Origin of the sequence: Pseudomonas sp. PAMC 25886 (assembly GCF_000242655.1) — a bacterium.
In the GTDB taxonomy this organism is placed as follows: domain Bacteria; phylum Pseudomonadota; class Gammaproteobacteria; order Pseudomonadales; family Pseudomonadaceae; genus Aquipseudomonas.
Map to the genome: position 1 here is coordinate 52,123 of NZ_AHHC01000032.1, position 21,369 is coordinate 73,491.

Sequence of the window (21,369 nt, forward strand, 5' to 3'; positions counted from 1 at the left end):
TGTCAGTGGGTGCCGGGGTTGGCTCGCAGGTGTGCAACGGTTTGTTCCAGGCCTTTCCACTGCGGGGCATTGGGTGCAAAGCGGCTGCGCAGGTATGACGCCAGCTCCGCCACCTGGGTGTTGGACAGGCTGTCCTTGAACGCGGGCATGTAGCCCAGGTCCTTGGTCGCCGGGGTGCTGATGCCTTGCAGGATTACCTTGATCAGGTTGTCCGGCTGGTCGCTGTGCACATTGGTATTGGTCGCCAGTGACGGGCTGACGCCGAACAGCTTCGGCCCCTGCCCGTCGGCATGGCAGGCCTTGCATGAACCTTCGAATACCCGTCGTCCATTCGCATTGGGCAGCGTCGCGGCGGCTACCACCTGCGCTTCGGCGGCGCTGCTGTCGTTCAGTGAGGCCAGGTACACCGCCATCGCGCGGATGTCGGTCTTGGGCAGTTTCGCCAGCTCAGTCACGACCGGTCCCATCGGCCCTGTCGCCACGCCGTGTGCGTCGGAATAGCCGGTGCTCAAATAGGTGAACAGTTGGTCTTCGGTCCACGGCGTCGGCGCCTTGGACAAGCCATTCAAGGCCGGCGCCTCCCAGCCGTCCACCGTGCCGCCCGCGAGGAATGCCTTGCCGCCCTTCTCCGCCCCCATCAAGTTACGCGGTGAGTGGCACGCCGCGCAGTGCCCCAGGCCATTGACCAGATAGGCCCCGCGATTCCATTGCTCGCTGCGCTGGGGTTGCACGGTGATTTCCCCCCGGCGCAAAAACAGCGCATTCCACCCGGCCATCAACGGCCGGATATTGAACGGAAAACTCATGGCATTCGGCACGGGTGCCTGGCTCACGGGGGCCTGGGACATCAGGTACGCATACAACGCCTGCATGTCGGCATCGTTGATATTGCGAAACGCGGTATAGGGAAACGCCGGGTACAGGTTGCGCCCGTCGCGGCCAATACCATCACGCATCGCCCGCTCGAACGCCGGGTACGACCAGTTGCCAATCCCGGTTTTCTCATCCGGGGTGATGTTGCTGCTGTACAGCGTGCCGAACGGCGTGTGCATCGCCAGCCCGCCGGCATTGGTGGCGCCGCCCGGTGCCGTGTGGCACACCGCGCAATCCCCCACGGCGGCCAGCAAACGCCCGCGTTCCAGTGTGGCCTTGGACCAGGTGCCGGCGCTGGGCGGCGCAATCGGGGCGATTTCACCGTGGAACGGCCAGGCCGTGGCCGCCATCCCCAGCACCGCACCCAAGGCGGCGAACAATGAGCCGAATAGCCATTTGCGACGCTTCTGCGGGGACTTTGCCGGCTCGCCCAATGTGCCTGCATTCAGCGCCGCCAGCACGCGCTCGGGGGTGATCGGCAATTCGCGAAAACGAATGCCGGTGGCGTCATAGATCGCGTTGGCAATCGCTGCCGCACTGGGCACCGAGGCGGACTCGCCGGCGCCCATTGGCGGCTGGTCCTGGCGCGGCATCATCAGCACGTCGATCTGCGGCACTTCAGGGAAGGTCAGGATCGGATAACCGCCCCACTCCTTGCTCGCCACGGTCGACTCTTCAAAAGTCACGCGCTCCTTGAGCACGCGGCTGGTGGACTGGATCACATTGCCGTGGATCTGATGCTGCACCCCCGCCGGGTTGATCATCATCCCCGAGTCATGCCCGATCACCACGCGGGTCACCGAGACATCACCGGTGTGTTTGTCGATGGCCACGTCCGCCACCCAGGCCGCCCACGCTGCGCCGAAGCCGGGGAACTTGCTGTGGATGTAGCGCGCGTAGGCAAAGCCTCGGCCTCGCAGCAGGTGGTCCTCATTCGCGGTTTGCATCGGCGCGGTGCGCGGTGCCCAGTTGGCCCGCTCGGCGGTGGATTTGACCAGGTCGATGGCGCGCTCGTCCTTCAGGTAACGCAGGCGGTATTCCACCGGATCGACCCCGGCGGCAAACGCCAGTTCGTCGATATAGGATTCGTGGGCGAAGGTGTTGGGCAGTGCCGACACCCCGCGCATCCACGAGGCGCGCACGATCGGCGCCATGTCGTTGATGGTGACCCGCATGTGGTCGATGTCGTAAGGCGGGATCGAGGTGCGGTCGCCCATTTCGAACATCGCGGCCACCGGCTCGACCCGCCCGGTCAACAGCAGCGCCAGGGTGGGCGCGCCGTTGGACGGGTAGCTGGTTTCAAAGTCATAGGCGGCGATGCTGCCGTCGGCGTTCAGGCCGCCATCCACATCCATCAGCTGTGCGGTGCCCTTGGGCTCCCACAGGTGTTCCTGTTCGCGGGTCAGTTGCACCCGCACCGGCTTGCCCACGGCGCGAGACAACAGCAAGGCATCGGCGCACACATCGTCGGCGCAATTGCGGCCATAACAGCCGGCGGCTTCCATACGGATCACGTCGATGGCGTCTTCTGTGCACTCCAGCAGCCAGGCCAGATCCGCCCGCAGCAGGTGCGGGTTCTGGCTGCCCGACCAGACCCGGCTGACCCCGGGCTGATAATCCGCCACACCGCAGGACGGGCCAATGGAGCCGTGCATCTGGTACGGCCACAGGTAGGTGCGCGGCATGCGCTGGCTGGCGGAAGCCAGGGCTTCGTCGACGTTGCCCTGGTCGAGCACCGTGCGCCGTACCCGAGGGTTATCACGAATCGCCTGCTCCACATCGCTCATGTCCGGCAACGGGTGGTTCCAGGGTTTCCAGTGAACCTGCAGTTCCTGGGCGGCCTTGATCGCCTGTTCTTCGCGCAAGGCGACCACGCCGACAAAATCACGGATCACCACCACCGCGACGATGCCCGGGATGTGGGCGATGGAGGACTCATCCACCTTCAACAGGCTATTGCCGACAAAGTCACCGCAATCCAGGCCCGCATACGGCGGGCGAATCACCCGGCCGTGGAGCATGTCCGGCACACGCATGTCGTGGACGTAAGTCAGCTCGCCAGTGGCCTTGCCGGGGATATCCACCCGGGCAGCGCCCTTGCCTACCAAACGGTAATCGGCGGTGGCTTTAAGCGGTGCATCGCCGCTGATGTGCAGTTGGTCATGCTCGCCCGTCACCAGCTCGCCGTATGTAATGGTGCGTCCGTCTTCGGTGCTGATAACCCCTGCGTCGACCTTCAGGCCATGTGCATCGACCGACCAGCGTTGCGCCGCCCGCGCCAGCAGGAAACGCCGGGCTTCGGCGGCGGCGTTGCGCAGCGGGATCGCGGAGATCTGCAAGGTCGCACTGGCGATGGTCGCGCCCTGGTTCGGCACGCGCTCCGTATCACCCAGCACCATGCGCACCTGCTCCAGGGTCAGGTCCAGCTCTTCGGCCACGATCTGCGCCAGCGAGGTGCGAATGCCGGTGCCCAGGTCCACGTGCCCGTTGAAGGCGTACACCAACCCGTCATCGTTCACGGCGATAAACAGCCCCAGCTCCTTGGGCTTGACCGTCGGCGTGCCGCCCTTGGCCACCGGCCCCGAAGGCGGCAACACGTCGTCGACGATCAGCAGGACGCCGGCCTTGGCCAGCCATTGGTCACGGGAAGGGATTGCGTCAGTCATGGTCATCGATCCACGTTCAAGGCGTTTGGCGGGCGGCACGCAGCACCGCGCGGAGGATTTCGATATGGGTGCCGCAGCGGCACAGGTTGCCCGACAGTTCGGTGCGCACCTCGGCTTCGCTGGGGTTGGGATTGCGGTCGAGCAAGGCCTTGGCGGTCATGATCATGCCGTTGAGGCAGTAGCCGCACTGGGCCGCCTGCTCGTCGATAAAGGCTTGTTGCACGCGGTGCGGGGTTTCGCGGGTGCCGAGGCCTTCGAGGGTGACGATGTCGCGGCCCACTGCACCCGACAGCGGGAATACGCAGGCCCTTGCGGCGACGCCGTCGATGATCACTGTGCACGCACCACACTCCCCCAGGCCGCAGCCGTACTTGGGGCCGTTGAGTTGCAGGTCATTGCGCAGGATCAGCAATAGCGGTGTGTCCGCCATTGCGCTGACTTCGGTGGTGTGGCCGTTGACCTCAAGCGTTACCGTGATGTGCTGGCTGATCATTCGCTTCGCCCGTTGGCTTTGGTGAAGTGTCCACTACATCAAACAGTCAAAAAAAAGCGTCGCGTACCTGGGGTCTCGCGACACACTTGACAGGTGAAGTGGTTACTACACGAATGCAGAGCAAAAACAGTGCCAGAAGGTGGATTCGCTACTTGTGGTGAGGGGGCTTGTCCCCCGCTGGAGTGCGCAGCGCTCCCGCTTTTTTGGGGCCGCTTCGCAGCCCAACGGGGGACAAGCCCCCTCACCACAAAGGGGTTGGGTTATCAGCCTGGGAAGTTGGGTTATCAGCCTTGGAAGTTGGGTTGTCAGCCTTGGGAGTTGGATTATCAGCGTTGGAAGTCGGGGGATCAGGCTTGGGGGTCGTCGATCATCTTGCGCAGCAGGAACAGCACCGCCACGCTCTCGGCGGGGTTGAGGTTGCTCAGGGTCAGCTCGGTGATGGTCGCGGCGCAGGGTACGGTTTGCTGCACCAGGGCGGCGCCGGATGCGGACAGGTTGACCACCACTTTGCGTTTGTCCTGGGGGTCGGGTTCCAGGGTGATCAGTTCGCGGGCCTTGAGGCGTTCGACGATGCCGCGGATGGTCGCCTGGTCGACGGCGGTGGCCTTGACCAGTTCGGTGAGCGAGCTTGCACCGTGATCGCGCAGGGCACACAGGGTGACGAACTGCACGGCGGTGAGTTGGGAGTCGCCCACGTTCTGCTGGAAGATCGCCAGGTGGCGCTGGTAGGCCTTGCGCAGCAGGTGGCCAACTTGCTCGGAGAAAACGTAGGAATCAGGCACGGCGGGCTCGGAAAGGCGGCGGTCGATGGGGTGGCATGATGGCGGGGTTGTGGGTTGGACTCAAGCATCAGCCACTGAAGGAATCAAATCGAATGTGGGAGCTGGCTTGCCTGCGATTGCGGTGGATCAGCCAGCTCTCTGTTGTCTGACACTCCGCTATCGCAGGCAAGCCAGCTCCTACAGGGGATTTTTAGCGTGCCAGGGAGGCTTGGGGCGCCACTACATCGCCTGCGATGACTACGGCCTCATCATCGAGGTAGACGTCGCAGTTGCGCAGCGGGATGTCCATGTGGCACGGCGTCTTGCGGGTGCCGCCGACTTCGGTATTCGGGCCGGTGGAGAACAGGAAGTTGCCGTAGAACGCGCGGGCATCCATGCACATGCCGTCGTTCTTGTCGTGCAGGCCCATCGCCGTCCATTGCGCCCGCGGCTGCAGGCCCCAGCCGATGTGGGAGATGCCATAGACCTCGGGGTCGTTGAAGTATTTCATGTAGTCGCGCAGGTATTCGGCCTCGAAACCACCGTGAATCCGGGTGATGAAGCCCTTCTCGATCTCCAGGGTGATTTTCTCCCGGGTGTAGGTCTTGAACGGCAGCAAAATGTCGCCGATATCCAGCACCAGCACGCCCTCGGCGGTTTCTTCGTTGGGCCAGGAGAACAGGAAGCCGCTGGGCCAGTGGTCCCAGCGCCCGGGCTCATCGGCAAAACCGTACTCGGTGACGGACGGGTATTGCCCCAGCGCTGCGCGAAAATCACTGCCGGCGCGGGATTTTACGTGGATCGAGCGAGCCTTTTTCAGCAACTCTTCAGCCGCCAGCACGCGCACCTTGTCTTCCTCGGTCGGCAGCATGCGCGCCAGCACTTCCGGGGGCTCCACCGCCAGCAGGATGCGCGTGCCGGTCTTGAGGATCTGTTCCTGCTCCGGCGAGTGCAACAGCATCATCGTGTCGACGATCAGGTCGGCCGCCTCCAGCGCCCGTTGGGCCGCAATATTGCCGGTCAGCGCGGTGTCGCCGCAGTAGGCGGTCATGTCATTGCCCATCGCCCGGGGATGGTTGAACGACGGCAATTCCACCGCGTACACCTTGGCCCCCAGGCGCTGCGCAGCGTCCATCGCGGCACGCACGGTGCGCGGGTCGGAGTAATGGCTCTTGAGCACGGCGACGCTCTGGGTCGGATCGACCTTCGATAGCTTCAACACGTGTTCAAACATCTGGGTCAGTTCGCAATCACTTACCGGCATTTCCTGTCTCCTCAGCGGCTGCACCAAGATCTGGCAGTGCGCTTCACTCTAGTGCGTTTTTATAGCGTATACGCCATTTAATAACGATAAGAACTGATTTACGCATGGACTGCAAGCGCCACGCCAAAACGTTACAAATCCACACATAACCAATGAAATATGGAGGTAATCGGTTACAGGGGATCGATATGGCCAAAAAACAATTTTTCAGGCGTGGGCTTTTCATTTGAAAAAATGAGCGTATACACTTTAAAAACCTTGCGGCCAGACACCGCCGGCCATCATTCGAAAAAGAGGACCACGCCCCATGGGAAGCACACAAAAAATCGCAATCGTCGGCGCCGGCCTTGGCGGTGCCGCCGCTGCCACCCTGCTGCAACAGGCCGGGTTTGACGTGGACATCTACGAGCAGGCGCCGGAATTCTCCCGCCTGGGTGCCGGGATCCACATGGGCCCCAACATCATGAAAATTTTCCGGCGCATGGGCATCGAAAAGCAGCTGGACCTGATGGGCTCGCACCCCGAGCACTGGTTCAGCCGCGACGGCGAAACCGGCGATTACCTGTCACGCATCCCCCTGACCGGCTATGGCGCGTCCTACATCACCGTGCACCGCGGCGACCTGCACGCGCTGCAGATGTCCACCCTCAAACCCGGCACCCTGCACTTCAACAAGCGCCTGGAAACCCTCGAAGAAACCGACACCCAGGTACGCCTGACCTTCGCCGACGGCGAAGTGACCTACGCCGACATAGTGATCGGTGCCGACGGCATCAACTCGCGCATTCGTGAAGAGCTGCTGGGTGCGGAAAAACCCCTGTACAGCGGCTGGGTCGCCCACCGCGCACTGATCCGTGGCGATCAACTGGCCAAGTACGACCTGAAGTTCGAAGACTGCATCAAGTGGTGGACCGAGGACCGGCACATGATGGTCTACTACACCACCGGTAAGCGTGACGAGTACTACTACGTCACCGGCGTGCCGCACCCGGAGTGGGACTTCCAGGGCGCCTTCGTCGACAGCAGCCGGGAAGAGATGTTCGACGCGTTCAAGGGTTACCACCCCACCGTCCAGGCGCTGATCGAATCCACCGAAAGCGTGACCAAATGGCCGTTGCGCAACCGCAACCCGCTGCCGTTGTGGAGCCGTGGCCGCCTGGTGTTGCTGGGCGATGCCTGCCACCCGATGAAGCCGCACATGGCCCAGGGTGCCGGCATGGCCATCGAAGACGCGGCGATGCTGACCCGCTGCCTGCAGGAAACCGGCATCAGCGACTACCGCACCGCCTTCGAACTGTATGAGGCCAACCGCAAGGAGCGCGCCTCCCGGGTCCAGGCGGTGTCCAACGCCAACACCTGGCTGCGCACCCAGGAAGATCCGGACTGGGTCTACGGCTATGACCTCTACGCCCAGCAACTGAAATCGGGGGTGGCCGCGTGAGCAGCTTTCTCTATGGCGGCAACGTCCAGGCCAACGGCATTCGCCAGCATTACCTGCGCTACGGTGGCAAAGGCCCGGCACTGATCCTGATTCCCGGCATCACCAGCCCGGCGATTACCTGGGGTTTTGTCGCGGAACGCCTGGGCCTGCATTTCGACACGTATGTACTGGATGTGCGCGGTCGCGGCCTGTCGTCCACCGGCCCGGAACTGGACTACAGCGCCGACACCTGCGCCGATGACATTGGCGCGTTTGCCGACGCGCTGAAGCTCGACAACTATCACCTGGTGGGCCATTCCATGGGCGCGCGGTTTGCCGTGCGCAGTGCGGTGCGCCATCCCCGGGGCGTCAACCGCGTGGTGTTGATCGACCCGCCGGTGTCCGGCCCCGGTCGCCGTGAATACCCGAGCAAACTGCCGTGGTACGTCGACTCGATTCGCCAATCTCAGGAGGGCATGGACGCTGAGGCCATGCGCGCGTTCTGCGCCACCTGGACCGACGAGCAGCTGCAACTGCGCGCCGAATGGCTGCACACCTGTTACGAGCCGGCGATCGTGCGCGCGTTCAATGACTTCCACACCGTGGACTTCCATCAGGACCTGCCACACCTGGAGGCGCCTGCCCTGCTGATTGTTGCCGGACGCGGCGGTGTAATTCAGCCCGAAGATGTCGCGCAAGTCCGGCAGTTACAGCCAAGCCTGCAGGTGGCCCACGTGCCGAATGCCGGACACATGATCCCTTGGGACGACCTTGAAGGTTTTTTCACAGCCTTCGGCGACTTCCTCGGCCAGCCCCTGACTGCCTAACGGAGACCACCATGCTCAAGCCTTACCGCATCGGCCAGATCGTGCCGAGCTCCAACACCACCATGGAAACCGAGATCCCGGCGATGCTCAACGCGCGCCAGGCAATTCGTCCGGAACGCTTCACCTTTCACTCCAGCCGCATGCGCATGAAGCAAGTGCGCAAGGAAGAACTGGCGGCGATGGACGGCGAGTCCGACCGTTGCGCCATCGAGCTGTCCGACGCCAAGGTCGACGTGCTGGGCTACGCCTGCCTGGTGGCGATCATGGCCATGGGGCTGGGTTACCACCGCAATTCCGAACAGCGCCTGCGCAAGGCCACCGCCGACAACGACGCCAACGCCCCGGTGATTACCAGTGCCGGCGCCTTGATCGAAGGCCTGAAAGTGATGGGCGCCAAGCGCATCGCCATCGTCGCGCCGTACATGAAACCGCTGACCGAACTGGTGGTGAACTACATCCGCGAAGAAGGCTTTGACGTAGTGGACTGGCGCGCCCTGGAAATCCCCGACAACCTCGAAGTGGCCCGCCACGACCCGGCCAAGCTGCCGGCCATCGTCGCCGGAATGAACCTGGAAGGCGTCGACGTGATCGTGCTGTCGGCCTGCGTGCAAATGCAGTCGCTGCCCGTGGTGGCCAAGGTCGAAGCGCAAACCGGCCTGCCGGTGCTCACCGCCGCGATTGCTACCACCTACGCCATGCTCAAGGCCCTGGACCTGGAACCCATCGTCCCCGGCGCCGGCGCCCTGCTCTCCGGCGCCTACTAAAACCGCTTTTGTGGTGAGGGGGCTTGTCCCCCGTTGGGCTGCGGAGCGGCCCCAAAATCGACAACTGAGTTTCACCTGACGTAACACGGTGATCTTACGGGGGACAAGCCCCCTCGCCACAGGTAATGAATGAGGACTGAAAGATGAGCGAACAATCCGCCGACGCCAACTACCAGGGCGTCTGGGGCAACCGCATTGGCTTTGGCAAAAAATCCGCCCTGCTGATGATCGATTTCATGCAAGGCTACACCACCGAAGGCGCCCCGTTGTTTGCACAGGGCGTGGTCAGTGCCGTCGCCGAAAGCGTTGAGCTGCTGGCCAGCGCACGGCATCACGGGATCAGCGTGGTGCACACCAATATCCGTTACCATCCGGGCCATTTCGCCGACGGCGGTATCTGGGTAAAAAAGGCCCCGGTGATGAAAGACATGGTCGAGGGCAACCCCCTGGCCGCGTTCTGCACCGAGGTCTTGCCCCTGGCCAATGAAGTAGTCATCACCAAACAATACGCCAGCGCGTTTTTCGGCAGCAGCCTGGCCCCGATGCTGCACGCCATGGGCGTCGACACCGTGGTGCTCGCCGGCTGCTCCACCAGTGGCTGCATCCGCGCCACCGCAGTGGATGCGGTGCAACACGGGTTTCGCACCATCGTCGTGCGCGAATGCGTCGGCGACCGCCACCCGGCGCCCCACGAAGCCAACTTGTTTGATATCGACAGCAAGTACGGCGACGTGGTCAGCAAGCGGGAGGCCATGAGCAAGTTCAAGGAGCAATAAGGTTTCATTAAGAACCGCGCCACAGAGCGTGGTCTTGCACTCTTCTGACACTGCCTTTGGACGTCGCTTCTACAGCACTCCGAAGTGCTGGAAAAAAAGCGGCTGTATAAAAACCATAAGTCACCGCCAGGAGACACCCAATGCCCATTGCGAATGCAGCGCCCGCGACTACGGTCGCCGATCCGGTCCACACGCTCTACCACAAGATCACCTGGAAGCTGATTCCGTTCCTGTGTTTCTGCTACCTCGCCGCCTACCTGGACCGCATCAATATCGGCTTCGCCAAATTGCAGATGCTCGACCAGTTGCACTTCAGCGAAACCGCGTTCGGCCTCGGCGCCGGGCTGTTTTTTGTCGGCTATATCATTTTTGAAGTACCCAGCAACCTGATCCTGGAAAAGGTCGGCGCGAAGATCTGGATCGCCCGCATCATGATCACCTGGGGCCTGCTCTCGGCCTGCACCATGCTGGTCACCTCCACCACCCAGTTCTACATCCTGCGGTTCCTGCTGGGCGCCGCCGAGGCCGGGTTCCTGCCGGGCGTGCTGTATTACCTGACCACCTGGTTTCCCACCCATCGCAGGGGGCGGATCATCGCCCTGTTCATGATCGGCCTGCCGCTGTCCAGCGTGATCGGCGGCCCGTTGTCCGGCTGGATCATGGGCCACTTCGACAACATGGCCGGCCTGCGCGGCTGGCAGTGGCTGTTCCTGATCGAAGCGGTGCCCAGCGTGCTGCTGGGTGTGTGGACCTTCTGGGCACTGCCCAACACCTATCAGCAAGCCAAGTGGCTGTCGCCTGAAGAAAAGACCCTGCTGGAAAGCGAACTGCGCAAGGACGACGCCGACGGTGCCGGCAGCAAGCACAGCTTCCGCGACGGTTTCTTCAACCTCAAGGTGTGGATGCTTGGCGGTATCGACTTCTCGATCCTGCTCAGCGCCTACGCCATGGGCTTCTGGATGCCGACGTTTATCCGCAACGCGGGCATCACCGACACCTTCCACATCGGCATCCTCACCGCCTTGCCCAGCGTGGCGGCGTTGCTGGGCATGCTGTTGATCGGCGCCAGCTCCGACAAACACCGTGAACGCCGCTGGCACATCATCGTGCCGTTTTTCATCGGCGCGGCAGCGATGGCCACCAGCACCTTCTTCACCCATAACGTGGTCGCCACCGTGGCCCTGTTTGCGATTGCCTCCGCGGCGATCATCGGTGCGGTGCCGGTGTTTTTCAGCCTGCCGGCGACCTTTCTCAAAGGCACCGCGGCGGCCACCGGCTTTGCCCTGGCCTGTTCACTGGCGAACATCGCAGGCCTGGTGAGCAACTCGTTGATGGGCGTTGCGATTGACGTCACCGGCAGCAGTGCCGGAGCCTTGTGGTTTTTTGCCGGCTGCCTGATTCTCAGCAGCTTCCTGGTCATCGCCTTGCCGGCGAAACTGGTGAACCGTTAATAACAACAACTTTTCGGGTGAGTCTCCATGCAAGGTTTCATCAAGCGCTGTGCCCTGCTTGTCGCCGTCGGCCTGTGTGCCGGTACGGCGCAGGCCGCAGAAAAAGTCATCTTCGACACCGACTTCAACGTGCTCAACGATGACGGCCAGGCCTTTATCATGCTCGCCCAGTTGCATGCGCAAAAACGCATCGACCTGCTGGGCATGACCCTGGTCAGCGGCAACGCCTGGGTCGACCAGGAACAGGTGGACGCCCTCAAGGCCGTGGAACGCATGGGGGTGGAAAAGGAAGTCGGTGTCTATTCCGGCGCCGCCTATCCGCTGCTGCATGACTACGCCACTTATGAGGCTGAAAAAGCCCTGTTCGGCTCCGGCTGGCCGGGTGCGTTCAAGAACCCGCGCCCAACGAATGCATCACAACTGGTAGCCCCCCCGGATGGCCTGGCGACCCACACCACGCTACGCAAGGAAACCGCCGCCCAGTTCATCGTCGACAGCGTGCGGGCCAATCCCCACGAGGTGACGATTCTGGCGGTAGGCCCGCTGACCAACATCGCCCTGGCGATTCGCTCGGCGCCGGACATCGTGCCGCTGATCAAGCGCATCGTGTACATGGGCGGCGCCCTGGAGATTCCGGGCAATACCACACCGGCAGCGGAGTTCAACTGGTGGTTCGACCCGGAGGCCGCAAAAATCGTCTTGCGCTCGCCGATCGAACACGTGATTTTCCCCAATGATGTGTGTGAGAAAGTCACCTTCGACAAGTCGGTGTACCAGCGGGTGATCGCCCATAAAGGCGCGATTGCCGACCTGTACAAGCACGAGTTCGGGCCACTGTTCGACAAGGATCCGGCCTACCACAGCTTCACCTGGGACAGCCTGCCTGCGCTGTATCTGGTAAGCCCCGCCATCGTCACCGAATCCCGCGAACTGTGGGTGGACGTGGACGCCACCTTCGGCGCCGACTACGGCCGGGCACTGGGCTACAAGAAAGGTGCGCCGGTGGGCACGCAGAAGGCCAAAGTGGTGTTTGCCGTGGACCAGAAGCAGTTCTGGGACGGCTATGTCGGGCTGGTGACGCTGCCGACGCCGGTAAAAACAACGCCATAAACAATACTCACCCGTTGCGCCTGCAGAGACCAGGCCAACGGGCACCTTACCGCTTTTGGGTGTTTCTCCTTGAAATACCCCGCCAAACTCCCTCGGTTATTTCTCGGAACGCCTACGGCGCGCGACTCGACACAGGCGGGTAAGTTCGGTCATTCCTGATCCGGCCTCCCCAGTTCAAGGAGCTTTCATGAGAAGTGTCGAGTCCCATTTCCCAGCTTCCACCAGACAGATGCCTGCGGACGATAGCACCGGCATCCGGCCCCTCGGCTCACCCAACATGCTGCGGCCACTCACCACGCCCCCCCGTGATGCGCCGCCCGAACCGGGTGACAAAGAAGTCGCGCCGTTTCCGAAACGCTCAGGGTTTGGGCTGATGCGCCTAGCGTTGGAAGATGCGCCGCCCTCTGCGCCGTCAATGCCATTGACCAGGCAACGCAGTCTTTCAGAGTCCAGCGTAAGCAGTGATCCGAACACATCAACCCGCGCCGAGGCCGACGCGCAGGTGGCGCAAATCCTGGCGCAAACGGACGATCAACAAACCACGACCCTGCAGGTGCCACCCCTTTCGACCCTTGGGCAATGGTTAACCCAATTGCGCACTGCACTGAACAGCCCTGCATTTCAGGCCTTTATCAAAGAAACCGGCTTTGATGCGTCGAGCATTAAGTTTCTGCCTTCTAAGTCGAGCCTCAACGGCATGATCAACGGCAGGTTGGTGAGGTTCACAACCGAAAGCGAAGGTTCCTCAAATATCGCGATCCGGAACCTGGCAATCGCAGAAGCTGTCGTCATCGGCAGCGGGCTGCCAACGCCCCTGTCCTACACTGAGATTATGAGCGGCACGCTAGACGCCTCGATGGTAAAAGCGTTCTACGACGATAGTTTCAAATCCAGCCTCAAATCGGAGAAAGCCCGTGGTCCACAGACGCTGGCAATTCATCGCCGAATCGTTGGCGATATCTATGATCGCAATAACCTCGCGCAGGAACTGAGCCTGATTCGTACGGGCATGGACTCAGGCCGCGTCACGCCAGAAACGCTCCCCGACCTATTGTCCAGAACCCGGGTGCCCCTCCATGCCGGCTCAACCTATAGCCAACTGCACGCAAGTGAGCCTGGGGCCTCTGCCAGTCTGGAGAGCTTCCTGAAAACCCTGGGCAAGCCACTGCCGGAAAGCCGGGAGCAAGTCGACCAGCTTGTCGCGCTCCTCACCGGCAATGCCGACCTCTTTTCCGAAGAGACGATCCTGGCGATCGCTTATTCCCGTGCACTGAGACGAGCGGCCGAAGGTCAATCAGAAGCGCTCGTCACGGTGCTACGCCACTCGCTGCTGGGCCGTTGGCTCGAACTTTACCGCGGCTTGCTCGACCACGAGGCGGTCCAGGCATGGCTGGCCCGGCAAAACGTTGATCCAGGTACGTTCACGGTTATTCCCGCGACCGGGCAAGCGACAGCCACGGTGAACGGCGCACTGAAAATCTTTGAGCCATCAGACGACTCAGGCTGGGCACAGATCGCCGGCCCACTCCTGGCAATAGGCAAACTCATCGCACCAGGTTCTGAACAGTCGTTACAGATGCCGCGCTTGAGCCAGTTTATCGACGTGCCATTGAGCATGGTCGCCGGCTTTTACAATGAGCCGCCCACTGACACGGCCGTTCAAGCCCAGGAGCGGGCCGACTATCTTGAACATAGAGGGGCTTTCGATTCCACGCCGGCAACTCCGGAGCATTCGATCCCATCCCTTGAAACGCATAAGCAGCAAGCGGATACCTATTACGACAACCTTGCCCGTGCCATGGCTGAAAAAAGCAAGTTTGAAAACATTGCCAGCACCACCGCCGCGGCACTGCCCAACGCACGTGCTGAAGCGAAGAAATCTGCCGAGGCGATTATTTTTAAGCTCACGGGTAAGACGGTGGATGCCGACACGATTTACCACAACCGGTTTGACACGGCCCGCACGTCCGAAGAACTGTCCCACCGGCGGATCAAAAGCTCACTGCGCTTGCCGGACGCCTTATTGAAAAATTTCAGTGAGGCCGACTGGGTTCCTGGCATGCTCGACGCCACCTCGGGCCTGTACACCGACCCTGAGGGTTATGGAGAACACCACAAGTTTGCACTTGCCCCCTCAGAAGTGATGAACGAAAGCTGGAAAACGGATCTCCAGACGATCATGACTACCAAGCTGGATAACTTCTGGGATCAGCACCGCAACGACTTTCGCTCGATCCTCAAAGGCCGGTTTATTGCCCAGGCCCGCCAGCAATTGCGGGCCTACGAAGCGCTTTCCCCGGCAGAGCAGGCAAAGCTTGCCGATGAGCACAAATTCACGCGCGAGGACTACCTGCTGGTCATGGGGGCGGCGTCAAATGTTTCGGTGAATGAGCGTGCCCCGATCACCGTAGCGCAGTTGCAGGCATCGACATCGACACGCGGCTTTGTCCGGGCCCATCCCCTGGATATCAATGGCTACGGTTCCGATATCGTGCGTTTCACCGCCCAGGACGATGGGCAATACCTCTACTCCAATGGCCGGCGTGATGGCACGCAGGTGCTTTACATACCTGGAGGCGACCCGGACTTTGTTCGCTTCGACTCTCTGGAAAAAATGGACCAATGGATCGTCGACCAGGCCAGGGATCCGAAGAAGCGCAAGGACCTGGCGTCGCACTTCTCCGTGTACGACCGGCAGGACGGTATCAGCTATAACGGCGTCGACACCTCGCTGGCCATGCTCGGGACAAACCAGTGGGATCTGGAGGAAGGCATCACCATCGACCGTGCCAACATCAGTATTCACGGCGATGTCTTCCAGCACATCACCGAGATAACCGAAAAACGCGCGAGCAGTGATGCGGACTTGGCGATCAAATCAAACAGCGAGGTCATTCGCGACGCTTGGCTCAACGACATCACGGTTGGGACAGGATTGCTGGCAAAGTTGGCTCCCACAGGCATCATCACCACCGGGGTGGCTACCGCCGCCGCGATCGCTGAAACAGCCCTTGGCGTAGAAAAATCGGTTTCGGGTGACACCTTGGCCGAGCGCCGTGATGGCGCACTCAAAGCTGCGGATGGCGCGATGAACGCCCTGTTTTCCGTGGGTGCGAGCAGCGTTCCTGAAGATCCCTTCATCCTGCCAGCCGCCCCAACCCCATCAACGCTCCCACTGCGAAGTGAAACCTTCTTTGACGGCACCCAGGCGTTGGTCACCGAACAATCATTGGCAGAAGATGCCTATGTCATCTCACGCTCCGACGGCTTTGATGTAGTGGATGGCGAGAAGGTCTATCGCTACAACGCCAGACAACCCGGCCAACTGACGGACCTGGAGTCTGCCGGGCGCGAGGCAGAGTTGGAAAACTACGAAGCCATTTGCCCGGTGCCTGCAGCGCCTGTCGGGAGAGCGAAACGCGGCGCCAACGATGAGTGTTTCTCCAGGATCATCGTCAGCACTGGCAACGAGCTGCAGTTGGAGTTACAGGCGCTGGAACACGAACGTCTGTTTCCCTCCCCGCGCAAACTGTTCAACAGTGACCGGTTCGTGGTTCGGGAAAGACGCCTGCATAAGATGGTCGATACTGAAATGGGCGCCAAGCTCGTACCGCTTCCCACCCAAAAGCCTATCGAATACAAAACACTTATCGACGGAAAAATAATCGACGATCCGCACTTCGGCCTCCCCTCTGGTACCACCAACAAGTTCCTTGAGGCAGAAACACGTGTGGTGAGGCTCGGCAGCATCAGCCCTGGCGTCAACGATCAACGTGAGATGCGCGGCATTGTGGTGTCCAGCCCAAAAGCAGGCGACCCCTCCCAATACCTGGTGGTTGAGGCGGATACCGCTGAATTTTATTACGTGAAGCTCAGCACGCCGCCGGCAACAGAGGTGACATTCAGCAAATGCGGCGCGACAGACTTTGAATTGGCGCTGGCAAAAAAATATCGATCAAAATTTTATATACGCCAGGGCAATTCGGGCCATCCGAATGACGCCAACTTCATTGCATTGCCTAAATTGAAGGACGCTTACAAGTCACTGGAGAGGAATGGCTACTCAAAAGCGGACATCGCTGAACTCAAAAACAAGGTCGCCACGATGACTGTCGAGCAGCAGCGTGAGGTGGTGTTCCAGCTACAATCACGAGGCGCGCTTGGCAGCGCCAATATTTCCTTGATGCCAAACAAGTTATCGGCCCTGGCAAAACCCGATAACTTCGCCGGGCTGACCGAGGCACAAAAAAACCAGTTTTATGCGCAGAAGGCAAAGGAGTCGGTGGACCGTGCGATGAAGGCCACCGGGCTGGGCCCCAGCAACCAGGTACATTCAATCGCCGATATAAAACGAGCCGATGCCGCCAGCCAAACCATTGGATGGTTGCGCAACACCGCAAATCCAATGACCCAAGACCTTGGGGCTCAGGCCCTGAAAAGCGGCGCCGGAAATTGTGGCGAAATGAGCCTGCTCGCCAGGGATATCATCACGAAAAGCGGGGGCACGGCCTATACCTGGGGCGCGGGCGACGCTCACGCGTTCACCGTCGTTGGCGGGCCGTCGATATTGCCTGGCGATACCGTCGACTTCTCGCAAGCCGAATGGGCCGATGCCTGGATCGTTGACCCATGGGCCGAAATAGCCTGCCCCGCCCGGCAATACACTGCCGAGCTGGAGACGACGATGAAACGCTGGGATGCCTTGGGATGGAAGATCAGGGAGGGCAGGAACCCCAACATGAGCCCCCTCGATAACAACTGGACGAATACCCTGTTCAATTTACCGAAAAGCCCGGATGGCTATGGGTACGTCGAGCAGGCCTTGAGCGCCTGATCCGCCGATACGCCATCACAAGGCGGCGCGACACCAGGCCAATTGTGGTTTAATCGCGCCGTTTTTTTGCCCACAGGAACGCCCTGCTCATGAACCCGTCCGCCACCAAAGTCCTGGTCATTGGTTACGTCTGGCCCGAGCCCCGCTCTTCGGCGGCCGGCGGGCACATGATGCAGATTCTGGAAAGCTTCCTGGCCCAGGGCTGGGACATCACCTTCAGCAGCCCGGCCGTCACCGGCGAACACAAGGCCGACTTGCCCGCCCTGGGCATTCGCGAATGTGCAATTGAGCTGAATAACAGCAGTTTCGATGATTTCATCACCGAACTGGCCCCGGATATCGTGCTGTTCGACCGTTTCATGATGGAAGAGCAGTTCGGCTGGCGGGTGGAAAAATGCTGCCCGAATGCCCTTCGCGTGCTGGAAAGCTCGGACTTGCAAAGCCTGCGGGAGGCCCGCCACCAGCGCTTCAAGGAGTTCCTGAAGGCTCAACCCGACGCTGATGACTTCACCCCGTTGTTCAGCCCGGACCTTGCCGCCGAATTCGATTACATGGCCGACACCGACCTGGCCAAACGCGAGATCGCGGCGATTTATCGCTGTGACATCAGCTTGATGATCTCCGACGTGGAAAGCCGCTTGCTGACCGAGCATTTCAAGGTGCCCGCCGCCCTGCTCCACTGGTGTCCATTGATGCTGACGCCGCCCACCGAAGCGTTTGCGCCGTTTGAAGACCGCGCGCACTTCCTGAGCATCGGCAACTTCCGCCATGCACCCAACTGGGATGCGGTGTTGTGGATGAAGAACAGCGTGTGGCCGCTGATCCGCCAGCAACTGCCCGGCGCTCAACTGCACGTGTATGGCGCCTACACACCGCCCAAGGCCACCGCCCTGCACAACCCGGCCCAAGGTTTTCACGTGATGAACTGGGCTGAAGACGCCCTGCAGGTAATGACCGCCGCGCGTATCTGCCTGGCCCCGCTGCGCTTTGGTGCCGGCATCAAGGGCAAACTGGCCGACGCGATGCTCTGTGGCACACCGAGCGTCACCACACCGATTGGCGCCGAAGCCATGGGCGAACCGTGGCCCGGCGTGGTCGAGCAAAGCGCCACGGCCCTCGCGGCCGAGGCGGTTGCGTTGTATCAAGACCAGGAACGCTGGACCCAGGCCCAGGAAGACGGCCGGCAATTACTGGCCCGCCGTTACGCCCAGGACCTCCACGGCCCGGCCCTGGTGGCGCGCCTGGAACAATGCCGCAGCGAGCTGGCCGCGCACCGGCGCAACAATTTCACCGGCAGCATGCTGCGCCATCACCTGCACAAAAGTACCCAGTACATGGCGCAGTGGATCGAGGCGAAAAACCGCAAGCTTTAAACAGCGGCGCTGGCGAGGTGGCGCGCAAGGGGGCATTATCCTTTTCGCAACCACAATAAAGCGACTGCAGCATGACCCGAGCAGCGAGAATCACCGACCCTTCCTACGAGCTGATGGACGATCACAACGGTCTGTCCATCATCTATCGCCAACACGGCTTCCCGTGCCCCTTGGTGCGCTGGCATTTCCACAAGGAATACGAGCTGCACCTGATCGTCGCCAGCTCCGGCAAGGTGTTCATCGGCGACTACATTGGCAACTTCTACCCGGAAAGCCTGTTCCTCACCGGCCCCAACCTGCCCCACAACTGGATCAGCCAGGTGGCCGAGGACGAAGTGGTGCCCAAGCGCGACATGTTGGTGAACTTCACCGATGAGCTGTTCGAGGGCGGCGGTCATGTGTTCGCCGAGCTCAAGACCCTTGCGCCGTTGCTGGAACGGGCGCAATACGGCATCGAATTTCGCTGCAAGAAGACCATCGCCCAGGCGATGACCCTGATGCAACGCATCGAGGACGCCCAGGGCATGGCGCGCCTGGGGCACTTCTTCATCCTGATGGAGGTGCTCAGTGCCTGCGAGGACTACCAACTGCTGTCCGGCGTGACCACCCCGCAACTGGCGGACGAACACAGCATCGACCGCACCAACCGGGCGGTGGACTACATTTTTGCCCACTATGCGCGGGAATTATCCCTGGAAGAAGTCGCCGAATACCTCGGCATGAAGCCCACTTACTTCTCCCGTGTGTTTAAGCAGGCTACCGGGCGCACCTTCATTGAATTCGTCAATCGCCTGCGCATCAGCAAATCCTGCGAGCTGCTGGCCGATGGCGACAAGGCCGTGACCGATGTGTGCTTCGAGTCAGGCTTCAACAACATCTCCAACTTCAACCGCCGCTTCCAACAGCTCAAGGGCATGACCCCATCCCACTACCGGCGCCTGGCGGTACAGCGCCTGACCGAACAAAACCTCGCTTGAAGAACAACCGCGGGCCCGCTTTTCTGTGGGAGCTGGCTTGCCTGCGATAGCGCCGTGACTGACACACAGCCATCGCAGGCAAGCCAGCTCCCACATTTGCACCGTGTTCCCACCGAAAATCCGCCGAGTGCAAAAAAGTATCAGTAGAAGTGCTCCCAAGGATTTGTCACCACGCCAATTGAAGGCTGTAATCAACGCACACTCTTCCAGCTGTCGTGGAAGACACAACAACAATAACTGTCCTTCTGTAGCCCCTGGGCGCAGAAATGGAGTGCGCGATGAAGTTCACAGCTAAAGCTCTGCTTGCCTGCACCTGCATGACCCTGAGCGCCGTCAGTCTTGGCGCGCAAACCCTGACCATTGCCACCGTCAACAACAGCGACATGATTCGCATGCAAAAGCTCTCGAAAACCTTCGAGACCGAGCATCCGGAGATCAAGCTGAACTGGGTGGTACTGGAAGAAAACGTCCTGCGCCAACGCCTCACCACCGACATCGCCACCCAGGGCGGACAGTTCGACGTGTTGACCATCGGCATGTACGAAGCTGCACTCTGGGGCGCCAAGGGCTGGCTGGAACCGATGAAGGACCTGCCTGCTTCCTACGACCTGGACGACGTCTTCCCTTCCGTGCGTGACGGGCTTTCCGTCAAGGGCTCGCTGTACGCCCTGCCGTTCTACGCCGAAAGCTCCATCACCTATTACCGCACCGACCTGTTCAAGGACGCCGGGCTGACCATGCCCGAGCACCCGACCTGGACGCAGATCGGCGAATTCGCCGCCAAGCTCACCAACAAGGACAAGGAACAGTACGGCCTGTGCCTGCGCGGCAAAGCCGGTTGGGGCGAGAACATGGCGCTGATCACCACCCTGGCCAACGGCTACGGTGCACGCTGGTTCGATGAGAAGTGGCAACCGGAATTCAACGGTCCCGAGTGGAAAGACGCGTTGAATTTCTACGTCGACAACATGAAAAAATCCGGCCCGCCGGGCGCCTCCAGCAACGGCTTCAACGAAAACCTGGCGCTGTTCAACAGCGGCAAGTGCGCGATCTGGGTCGACGCCAGCGTCGCCGGCTCGTTCGTGACCGACAAGACCCAAAGCAAAGTGGCTGACCACGTCGGCTTTACCTTTGCACCCCATGAGAAAACCGACAAAGGTACGTCGTGGCTGTACTCATGGTCCCTGGGGATTCCGACCAGCTCCAAAGCCAAGGACGCCGCCAAGGTCTTCACCACCTGGGCCACTTCCAAGGAATACAGCCAGTTGGTCGCCAAGACCGACGGGATTGCCAACGTACCGCCAGGTACCCGCAAGTCGACCTACAGCGACGAATACATGAAGGCGGCGCCGTTTGCCAAGGTGACGCTGGAATCGCTGAAAGTCGCCGACCCGAAAGACCCGTCGGCCAAGCCGGTGCCGTATGTGGGCATCCAGCTGGTGACCATTCCTGAATTCCAGGCCATTGGTACCCAGGTCGGCAAGTTCTTCTCCAGTGCACTGACCGGTGGCTCGACCGCCGAAAAAGCCCTGGCGGATGCACAGACCTTCACCGAACGCGAAATGAAGCGGGCCGGTTATCCCAAGTAAAGCGGTCTCACCACACTGAATGTGGGAACCCGCTTTTGTGTGAGAGGCTCTTGGTGGGAGCTGGCTTGCCTGCGATGCAGACACCTCGGTCTGTCAGCTAAACCGGGGGGATACCATCGCAGGCAAGCCAGCTCCCACACAAGCCAGCTCCCACCTTTAACCGCACTCCGACCCGCATTCCGCATGTACCT

At 61.1% G+C, this 21,369-nt stretch carries 14 protein-coding genes; 10 read left to right on the forward strand and 4 right to left on the reverse strand.

Features of this window, described 5'->3' with window-relative positions; all coding sequences use genetic code 11:
* Positions 1-2: 2 nt before the first annotated feature.
* The 4 genes from MUM_RS0110210 to MUM_RS0110225 form a co-directional block, all read right to left on the reverse strand.
* The gene (locus tag MUM_RS0110210) at positions 3-3,539 is read right to left on the reverse strand and encodes a molybdopterin cofactor-binding domain-containing protein (RefSeq protein WP_010169594.1); all 3,537 of its coding nucleotides are present in this window, start codon (positions 3,537-3,539) and stop codon (positions 3-5) included.
* Between the two features lie 16 nt (positions 3,540-3,555).
* Positions 3,556-4,032, reverse strand: a complete 477-nt coding sequence (locus MUM_RS0110215) for a (2Fe-2S)-binding protein (RefSeq protein WP_010169595.1) — start codon at positions 4,030-4,032, stop codon at positions 3,556-3,558.
* A gap of 347 nt (positions 4,033-4,379) precedes the next feature.
* A complete protein-coding gene (locus MUM_RS0110220) occupies positions 4,380-4,814 on the reverse strand; it encodes a MarR family winged helix-turn-helix transcriptional regulator (RefSeq protein WP_010169597.1) in 435 nt (144 codons plus the stop codon).
* A gap of 190 nt (positions 4,815-5,004) precedes the next feature.
* Entirely contained in the window at positions 5,005-6,057 is a 1,053-nt protein-coding gene (locus MUM_RS0110225) for a 2,5-dihydroxypyridine 5,6-dioxygenase (RefSeq protein ID WP_010169600.1), read from the reverse strand.
* Positions 6,058-6,364: 307 nt separating this feature from the next.
* Between MUM_RS0110225 and MUM_RS0110230 the strand changes: the two genes are divergently transcribed.
* The 10 genes from MUM_RS0110230 (at position 6,365) to MUM_RS0110275 (ending at position 21,178) form a co-directional block, all read left to right on the forward strand.
* Entirely contained in the window at positions 6,365-7,498 is a 1,134-nt protein-coding gene (locus MUM_RS0110230; RefSeq protein ID WP_010169602.1) for an FAD-dependent monooxygenase, read from the forward strand.
* Entirely contained in the window at positions 7,495-8,304 is an 810-nt protein-coding gene (locus tag MUM_RS0110235; RefSeq protein WP_010169603.1) for an alpha/beta fold hydrolase, read from the forward strand. The genes MUM_RS0110230 and MUM_RS0110235 overlap by 4 nt, the downstream gene beginning before the upstream one ends.
* Positions 8,305-8,315: 11 nt before the next feature.
* A complete protein-coding gene (locus tag MUM_RS0110240) occupies positions 8,316-9,068 on the forward strand; it encodes a maleate cis-trans isomerase family protein (protein ID WP_010169605.1) in 753 nt (250 codons plus the stop codon).
* A gap of 143 nt (positions 9,069-9,211) precedes the next feature.
* Positions 9,212-9,844: an N-carbamoylsarcosine amidohydrolase gene (locus MUM_RS0110245; protein WP_010169607.1), complete on the forward strand. Its 633-nt coding sequence runs from the start codon at positions 9,212-9,214 to the stop codon at positions 9,842-9,844.
* 140 nt (positions 9,845-9,984) lie between these two features.
* Positions 9,985-11,295 carry an MFS transporter gene (locus MUM_RS0110250; RefSeq protein ID WP_010169608.1) on the forward strand — a complete coding sequence of 437 codons (1,311 nt, stop codon included), beginning with the start codon at positions 9,985-9,987 and terminating at the stop codon, positions 11,293-11,295.
* 27 nt (positions 11,296-11,322) lie between these two features.
* The gene (locus tag MUM_RS0110255; RefSeq protein WP_010169609.1) at positions 11,323-12,405 is read left to right on the forward strand and encodes a nucleoside hydrolase; all 1,083 of its coding nucleotides are present in this window, start codon (positions 11,323-11,325) and stop codon (positions 12,403-12,405) included.
* A 187-nt stretch (positions 12,406-12,592) separates the two neighbouring features.
* On the forward strand, positions 12,593-17,239 hold the full coding sequence (locus MUM_RS1000000132795) for a dermonecrotic toxin domain-containing protein (protein WP_010169610.1): 4,647 nt from the start codon (positions 12,593-12,595) through the stop codon (positions 17,237-17,239).
* Positions 17,240-17,328: 89 nt separating this feature from the next.
* Positions 17,329-18,612 (forward strand): glycosyltransferase, encoded by a 1,284-nt coding sequence (locus tag MUM_RS0110265; RefSeq protein ID WP_010169611.1) that lies wholly within the window; start codon positions 17,329-17,331, stop codon positions 18,610-18,612.
* A 71-nt stretch (positions 18,613-18,683) separates the two neighbouring features.
* Positions 18,684-19,589 (forward strand): AraC family transcriptional regulator, encoded by a 906-nt coding sequence (locus MUM_RS0110270; protein WP_010169612.1) that lies wholly within the window; start codon positions 18,684-18,686, stop codon positions 19,587-19,589.
* A gap of 278 nt (positions 19,590-19,867) precedes the next feature.
* Positions 19,868-21,178: an ABC transporter substrate-binding protein gene (locus tag MUM_RS0110275; protein WP_003215317.1), complete on the forward strand. Its 1,311-nt coding sequence runs from the start codon at positions 19,868-19,870 to the stop codon at positions 21,176-21,178.
* The last annotated feature ends 191 nt before the right edge of the window (positions 21,179-21,369 follow it).

What these genes read in the sequence shown, in the direction of transcription:
- MUM_RS0110265 (WP_010169611.1), top strand. Translation starts at nt 17,329, where the DNA reads ATGAACCCGTCCGCCACCAAAGTCCTGGTCATTGGTTACGTCTGGCCC.
- MUM_RS0110245 (WP_010169607.1), top strand. Translation starts at nt 9,212, where the DNA reads ATGAGCGAACAATCCGCCGACGCCAACTACCAGGGCGTCTGGGGCAAC.
- MUM_RS1000000132795 (WP_010169610.1), top strand. Translation starts at nt 12,593, where the DNA reads ATGAGAAGTGTCGAGTCCCATTTCCCAGCTTCCACCAGACAGATGCCT.
- MUM_RS0110230 (WP_010169602.1), top strand. Translation starts at nt 6,365, where the DNA reads ATGGGAAGCACACAAAAAATCGCAATCGTCGGCGCCGGCCTTGGCGGT.
- MUM_RS0110255 (WP_010169609.1), top strand. Translation starts at nt 11,323, where the DNA reads ATGCAAGGTTTCATCAAGCGCTGTGCCCTGCTTGTCGCCGTCGGCCTG.
- MUM_RS0110210 (WP_010169594.1), bottom strand. Translation starts at nt 3,539, where the DNA reads ATGACTGACGCAATCCCTTCCCGTGACCAATGGCTGGCCAAGGCCGGC.
- MUM_RS0110225 (WP_010169600.1), bottom strand. Translation starts at nt 6,057, where the DNA reads ATGCCGGTAAGTGATTGCGAACTGACCCAGATGTTTGAACACGTGTTG.
- MUM_RS0110215 (WP_010169595.1), bottom strand. Translation starts at nt 4,032, where the DNA reads ATGATCAGCCAGCACATCACGGTAACGCTTGAGGTCAACGGCCACACC.
- MUM_RS0110250 (WP_010169608.1), top strand. Translation starts at nt 9,985, where the DNA reads ATGCCCATTGCGAATGCAGCGCCCGCGACTACGGTCGCCGATCCGGTC.
- MUM_RS0110275 (WP_003215317.1), top strand. Translation starts at nt 19,868, where the DNA reads ATGAAGTTCACAGCTAAAGCTCTGCTTGCCTGCACCTGCATGACCCTG.
- MUM_RS0110240 (WP_010169605.1), top strand. Translation starts at nt 8,316, where the DNA reads ATGCTCAAGCCTTACCGCATCGGCCAGATCGTGCCGAGCTCCAACACC.
- MUM_RS0110270 (WP_010169612.1), top strand. Translation starts at nt 18,684, where the DNA reads ATGACCCGAGCAGCGAGAATCACCGACCCTTCCTACGAGCTGATGGAC.